The organism is Shewanella sp. GXUN23E (assembly GCF_050865035.1).
Lineage (GTDB): Bacteria > Pseudomonadota > Gammaproteobacteria > Enterobacterales > Shewanellaceae > Shewanella.
Map to the genome: position 1 here is coordinate 99,661 of NZ_JBOZWP010000016.1, position 6,480 is coordinate 106,140.

Genomic DNA, 6,480 nt, shown 5'->3' on the forward strand with positions numbered 1-6,480 from the left:
AATTACCGGTATCTTGGTCGACTTCTTCGGGAAATGGATATGACTAAAAACAAATCAAAAAGTACATCGGTAAAAGCAGTGATTGAACTGGAGCTGGATATGTTTCGCACTGTCAGCTCTACGGTTTTTCCTCCGTCTGAGGAGAGACTGAGAAATTTTATGCTGATGCGGGAAATGCATCATTCGATTTGGCCATCATCCATTGTCGATGCCTATCTTGAAGAGATGAATCAGGCAAAAGCAATTGGTCGCAATTTTATATCCGAGAAGTATGCATGCCTTGAAAAACGACAGTGTGCCATGACGGACTCCCATCGAATAGATGAATTAGTGGCTACTGAAATGGACTGGATTGTTGAAATTACCCATAAATATCCGCTCTTACTGGCATCATTCGACTCCGGAGTGGGTGAATATATACGCTGTGAATACAGCGCCTTATCGAGTACAACCATCGCAATGATCAGTGACTTTTTTGCCAAAGCAAAAGCAGAAGGAAGAAACCTGATTGAAGAGCGTTACAGTAACCTCAGTCTGGCGATGGGTTATCAATCCATACCAGAGCTGGAGCATGCACTGTCGCTCAAGTCATTTGTGAAAATGCATTAACCCGAAATATTGGGGCCTGTTGGAATCGGTTTTTTCAATCCTGATATAACCGTTCCCCATTGAATGAGTTGCACCTGAAATACAAACAAGCTAAAAACCTGCTTATTGAATTAATTATTTAAGTATATGCCAAGCAACTTAATATAGTTTGCCAATAGTTTAATCATGACCATTTGAGATACAGCAGGCTCTGATATACACAAAGTTAATTAATAGCATAATAATCAATGTAAGTATTTACCAGCAAGCAGAGATATAACCTTAATCAATGTTCGTTTTCTGAGCATTCTAAACTGAGCTAGATTTATACTTGGAGTACTATCATGAAAATTAGCCGTACTGCATTTTTCGCAGCGCTGCTAATACCCGGTGTTTGCCAGGGAGAGCTACTGGAAGAGCATTGGATATTCAGCATCGCCAATGAATCGCACCTTTCTGATACCGGTCTTGGTAGTGAGGCCATGACCAAGCAAGACAGACAAATCTATAAGCTTATCCGCAACAGTAAATATAGCTGGGGCGATTATGATACTGCGATTCACTTTGATGACCCATTTAAAATGGGCTCCAGTAATAGTTTTTTAGATCAGGAGGGCGTAGGCGCCTATACCGGAGTCAGGTTTTTCAGCACACTTAATAAAAACCTATATAACAGTAAACTTAATTTCTGGCTCTACAATGCGTTTATTTCAAGTTATTATATTGTTGAAAATAATAACTACATTGGATTTTCATGGGATACTGAACTATTCGGCTTTAAGGTCAGACCCGCACTTGGCTATAACTACACCATTTCGGTAAAGTCACCGATTAATGGCAAAGATAAGTTCGGCGTGCATGTTGATGATGGTACCAATGGAATATCATCCGGGATCTTTATGCTGACCGCGAGCCGTAATATTCCGATATCCCAGGATTACCAAATTGGCGTTGGCCTGCTGTATGAAGCCAAGTTTGCCCGCGACAGCATGTATAACGCGGTATCAAACAATCCCAACGACACCGGTTATGGCCATCATTTGCGCCTTGGGTTTACTTTCCCCATCTATGATAACTTCAGCGCCAGTGCGACCTATATCAGCAAATACAATGTCACCGGATACGGCAGTGATGGTGATGGCAATATATTTGAGGCGGCAATAAGCTACAGATTTTAACTGCCCCTAAAACGGTATCTGTAAGGTTGCCGGCTAACGGCCGGTAACCTGTGACAGTGGCACGTAACTGCAGTCCAATTGAATGCAGCTCAAATCAACAGGCTATCACTACGGCCTTTGACTATTGCAGCTCAGCACAAACGCTTGTGTCTGTCGCCATCCCGTCCTCTGTTGCCAATCCTGCCAATATCTCCCGCTCGGCTTTACTGACGTATTTCGGCTTATTGCTGCCATGGAGTTTGGCCTTTTTCTTCTTGTCTTTGGCGATCAGGGTTTGATTGATTTTCTTTCTGCGGTTCATGGTATCTCATTAAAAATTAGCGGCTGATTGATTCGGCGATCCCGTGAATCCCTTACCCAGTTAGTCCGGTGCTCCAATTGCCCCCCCTCTAACTGACGCAGGGCTCAGCTCACCAAAGGATCGGGCGCGAACAACCGGCGCACTATAACAGTATTGCCTTGATATCACACTCGGCATCCGGTGTTTGAGCATGCACCCACGGCTGACGATATGCCGATACAGCAAATGTAACAGTAAGCACACACACTCACGACAACCATTGTTCAATAAGCGTTTAATAAAAACCACTGGCATTGCGCTATCACAGACTTATGTGGGCACGATCGCAATTTTGATAACACGCCGGTCCACTGTGATCAGGATCGTATTTCAGCCTTAGCTTATCTGTATAATTGTCGATTGTCGGACAATCGACTAAAGCGAAAGAAAAACGGATAACATTTCGCAGGGTCAGAATTCGACAGGATACCCACTCATTAGGTGACAAATGGGTTCCCGGAAACGAGTCGCTGCGACCGGTGCACAGGGCAGCCTCCCCGGACAATCAACGAAAGCTGAGACGATAAATGAAAGCAATCAAACTTGCTGCCAACGACAACGTAGCAACCCTGCTGGGTGACGTACAAAAGCATGAAGCAGTGGAGATCATTTCTGCCGACAATGAGGTGATCGCTGAGATTAAGGCACTTCAGAAAATTACCTTCGGCAACAAGATCGCCCTGTTCGACATCGCCAGTGGCGAACGTATTTTTAAAGCCGGTCATTCCATCGGTAAAGCCATCACCGGGATCCCGTTGGGCCAGCTGGTTCACGTGCAGAACGTGCGCAGTGAACGGCTGGATATTCCACAAGCCATTATCGAAGAAATCATCAAGCAGATGGGGATTGAACAGTAATGACCGCAACATTTAAAGGCTATCCACGCCCCAACGGCACCTTTGGGATCCGCAACCAGATTATGATCGTCGCCATCGATGAGTGCTGCGAAGGTATCGCCCGCAACATCAGTAAAGAGATCGACGGCAGCGTGGTGGTAACCAATCACTACACCTGTATGTACGGCGGTAACGAAGAGATGATCGACACCATCATCCACACCGGCATTAACCCTAACATCGCGGGTGTACTGGTGATTGCCATGGGTTGTGGCTCTATTGACCCTGAGCTGGTCGCCGGGCCGGTTCGCGCTGAAGGCCTGCCTGCTCACAGTCTGACTGTGATTAAAAACAAAGGCACTATCGAAACCATCAAAGACGGTATTGAACTGGCCCAACAACTGAAAGCCTATGCCGACAGCATAACGCGCATTGACGCGCCGGTGAGTGCACTGCGCATTGGTATCAAGTGCGGTGGCTCTGATACCTCCAGTGGTCTGGCATCCAACCCATCTGTAGGGGCAGCCTCTGACAAGCTTATTGATCTGGGAGCCACCACTATGGCTGGTGAGCTGCTGGAACTGCTGGGCTGTGAAGACATCCTCAAAGCACGCTCAGTTTCTCCAGAAGTGGGTGACAAGATCGAACGACTGATCGCTGAAGATCTGAAGCGCTGGCATGTGATTGAAGGCACTGAAACCATGTCTATCGGCAACAGTGTGGGCGGCCTGACCACGATCGACGAAAAGTCTCAGGGTGCCATGCACAAGACAGGTTCCCGCCCCATCCAGGACTGTCTGCGCATCAGCCATCTGTACCGAGAAAAGCCAACCAAGCCGGGCTTCTACCTGACCGAAACCACCATGCTTTGCGGAGGTGCGGCGATGCACTTCGCCTCGCTGGGCTGTCAGTTGATCATCTGGACCGCCGGCGCGGCAGGCTTCAACAACTCTATCGTACCTGTGATCCGGGTGTCGGGTAACAGCTCGCTGATCACCGCCGATATGGACATCAATGCCTGCGGCATCATGGATGCCACTGACACCATAGACAATGTCTCCAACAAGATCGTCGATCGCGTGATGGCCGTGGCCAGTGGCGACAAGACTAATCTGGAAGGGGTTGGCTACGCCTATGCATCCCTGTATCAGAAAGATCAGCGTCTGGAACACGTTATCGGCATTTGCCCGCAATAACTCACTGTATTAAAAAGCGCTGCCATGCGCCTTTATTTGAGATCTACAAAATGAGTGCTATTACTCCAAACAAATCACTGGGTCTGGCGCTGGCATTGATGTGCGCCGCATTGTGGGGGGCCTCCTTCCCGCTGGGCGGGGTGCTGGCCGGTAAGATGGACCCCGTGGTACTGGCAATCGCCCGCTATGCCATTGCGACTCTGGGTTTTATTGTGTTGTTCGCTTGTTCACGCAAACATACGCTGAAGAAAATTCAGAGTAAAAAAGATGTCCTGCTGCTGGCAGCGGCCGGGGTTTCTGCTCAGGCGGTATTCTTTTACTTCACCATTCTGGCCTATGAATACACGTCCTCCGGCGAGATTGGCGTGATCAATGGTATGGCGCCTTTCATCACCATGCTGGCAGTATTTGTGATCGACAAAATCAAGCCATCGGCACCCAAGGTGTTTGCTGTCGTCATGTCGCTGATTGGCGCAGGAGTGATCGCTTACGATCCTTCCAACAAGATCCAGGGGCTGAACCTGGGCCATCTGTTCGCCCTGTTTGGTGTACTGGGCTTTGTGACTTACAACTACATTCTGGGTAAGTTCGGCTCGGATCTGAACTCCCGCTATGACACCTTCTCCAGCTGTTTCTATCAGTTCTCGGCAGCCACCATTGCGCTGATACTCCTGGGGCTGGTGATAGGCTCTGACTTCAGCTCTGCTGCAGTATTGGTGGAAAACGGCAAGCACTTCGCCAGTATCATGGCACTGGGTCTGCTGTGTTCCGGTATTGCCTATGTGGTGTGGGAAGTGGCTATCCTCAAAACCCAGGATGCCGTTATCACCATTATGGCGGTTAACGTACTGCCGCTGTTCGCCATGATTGTGGCTTACTTTCTGCTCGGTGAAACCATCACATTGCAAAAACTGGCCGGGGTTATCACTGTGGTCATCGCCCTGTGTATCTACACTGTGGGCGACAAATTGAAATTCGGTAGAAAGGCGGCGTCAAAGCATGCTGTTGCTGAATAATTGCCAATAATTAAGCAATTGATTTTAAAAGTAAAACGCCCGCAAATGCGGGCGTTTTTATTAGCTTTGGTAAAACCTAAATGTTATTAGGGTCTGCTCACGACTATTCAGCAGCAAACTCTTCGCTGCGCAACTCACTGAACAGCGTGATGTTGGCTCTGGCTTCCTTATTGGCCAACTCGCCATTACCGGCGCAAATGGCTTCTACCAGCGCCCGGTGAGACTCACCGCTCTGGGACAAATCATAATCCTGATGGCTCATGCCTATGTAAGCTTTCAGCTGATAAAGAATACGTTCATACATCGCCTGCATCCGGGCACTGCCGCTGATCTCCACAACCAGCTGATGAAAACGCCAGTCCATCTCACTGACCGCATGCATATCGGAAGGAGCCTTGCTGCACAGCTCGCAATACTCCTCAAACATTTGCCGCAGGCGGGCTTTATCGTCATTGGATGCCTTAAGCGCCGCCATTTCTGCCGACTGACCTTCCAGTGCCAGACGCAGGTTATACAGCTCCCACAGATCATCACGATCGATGGAGATCACATGCCAGCCGGAATAGGGCTTCTGTACCACCAGGCCGTCGTGCACCAGAGAATTGAGCGCCATACGTATGGTGCTGCGGGACAGATCCAGCTCTTTGGCCAGAGTGCTTTCCACAATTTTCTCGCCCAGCCCAATATGACCTTCGATGATCGCCTGACGCAGATACTGAGTCGTTTGTCCTTCCAGACTTTGTTTAACGATTTTCATGCTCAGAGTACGCCCCTTCTTGGCTCTGTAGACCAACTAACCTGATTACGCTTCACAGCTTACCAGATGAACCCCCGGCTCCAGAATACTGTCGCCCCGGGCTCCCCGACATTGGCGATCCACTTCACAAAAAATCGGTGCTGAATATCCTGTCAGCAGCTCCTGCAGTCTGACAGCAGGAGCTCATCAGACACTCCGGACATTGCAATGACGCTGGCAACTTAATCAAGACCCCGGTCAGGGAAATGAAAAAAGGTGACCGACAGGCCACCCAAACGATGAAGAAGAGTGATGCATTGCCAGAGACATCCCGGGCTGGTGTACATCCGTGCCAGCGCGGGATATCCGAAGCAACTTATTATTATTTTTTGAAATAAGTTCTCAGCCAGCCAAAGGTCAAAGGCGCCAGCGCAATCATGAAGAAGGTGTAGGCAATCATGCAGTAGTGCGCCATGTTCATGCCAAGCAGGGTCCAGTCATCTTCACCACAACCACCGGTTGGCGCGAATTCGAATGGCAGCCACTCATCCAGCGGCAGGTTCAGGGGGAAACGTGGGTCTGTTGAACAG

8 protein-coding genes are annotated in these 6,480 nt (G+C 48.9%); 5 read left to right on the forward strand and 3 right to left on the reverse strand.

All coding sequences use genetic code 11. The annotated features are described in order from the left end of the window. Nucleotides 1-39 precede the first annotated feature (39 nt). Together ACRRUX_RS14215 and ACRRUX_RS14220 are read left to right on the forward strand one after the other, a co-directional pair. Nucleotides 40-609, forward strand: coding sequence for a DUF4125 family protein (locus ACRRUX_RS14215; protein WP_432531455.1), 570 nt, complete (start codon nt 40-42; stop codon nt 607-609). Between the two features lie 323 nt (nt 610-932). Beyond that, nucleotides 933-1,766 (forward strand): hypothetical protein, encoded by an 834-nt coding sequence (locus tag ACRRUX_RS14220; protein WP_432531457.1) that lies wholly within the window; start codon nt 933-935, stop codon nt 1,764-1,766. Between the two features lie 121 nt (nt 1,767-1,887). Here the strand turns inward: ACRRUX_RS14220 and ACRRUX_RS14225 are convergent, their stop codons facing one another. Then, nucleotides 1,888-2,067, reverse strand: a complete 180-nt coding sequence (locus tag ACRRUX_RS14225) for a DUF2986 domain-containing protein (RefSeq protein ID WP_432531459.1) — start codon at nt 2,065-2,067, stop codon at nt 1,888-1,890. A 566-nt stretch (nt 2,068-2,633) separates the two neighbouring features. Between ACRRUX_RS14225 and ACRRUX_RS14230 the strand changes: the two genes are divergently transcribed. From ACRRUX_RS14230 to ACRRUX_RS14240, 3 genes are read left to right on the forward strand one after another with little or no spacing between them, the layout of a single operon-like run. Further along, on the forward strand, nt 2,634-2,963 hold the full coding sequence (locus tag ACRRUX_RS14230; RefSeq protein ID WP_432531461.1) for a UxaA family hydrolase: 330 nt from the start codon (nt 2,634-2,636) through the stop codon (nt 2,961-2,963). Next, nucleotides 2,963-4,138, forward strand: coding sequence for a UxaA family hydrolase (locus tag ACRRUX_RS14235; RefSeq protein WP_432531463.1), 1,176 nt, complete (start codon nt 2,963-2,965; stop codon nt 4,136-4,138). Before ACRRUX_RS14230 ends, ACRRUX_RS14235 begins: the two co-directional genes overlap by 1 nt. 50 nt (nt 4,139-4,188) lie before the next feature. Next, nucleotides 4,189-5,154: a DMT family transporter gene (locus tag ACRRUX_RS14240; RefSeq protein ID WP_432531465.1), complete on the forward strand. Its 966-nt coding sequence runs from the start codon at nt 4,189-4,191 to the stop codon at nt 5,152-5,154. Nucleotides 5,155-5,257: 103 nt separating this feature from the next. Here the strand turns inward: ACRRUX_RS14240 and ACRRUX_RS14245 are convergent, their stop codons facing one another. Together ACRRUX_RS14245 and ACRRUX_RS14250 are read right to left on the reverse strand one after the other, a co-directional pair. Continuing rightward, nucleotides 5,258-5,911 (reverse strand): GntR family transcriptional regulator, encoded by a 654-nt coding sequence (locus ACRRUX_RS14245; protein ID WP_432531467.1) that lies wholly within the window; start codon nt 5,909-5,911, stop codon nt 5,258-5,260. A 361-nt stretch (nt 5,912-6,272) separates the two neighbouring features. After that, nucleotides 6,273-6,480, reverse strand: a 208-nt coding sequence (locus ACRRUX_RS14250) for a disulfide bond formation protein B (protein ID WP_432531469.1), incomplete at its 5' end; no start/stop codon positions are given.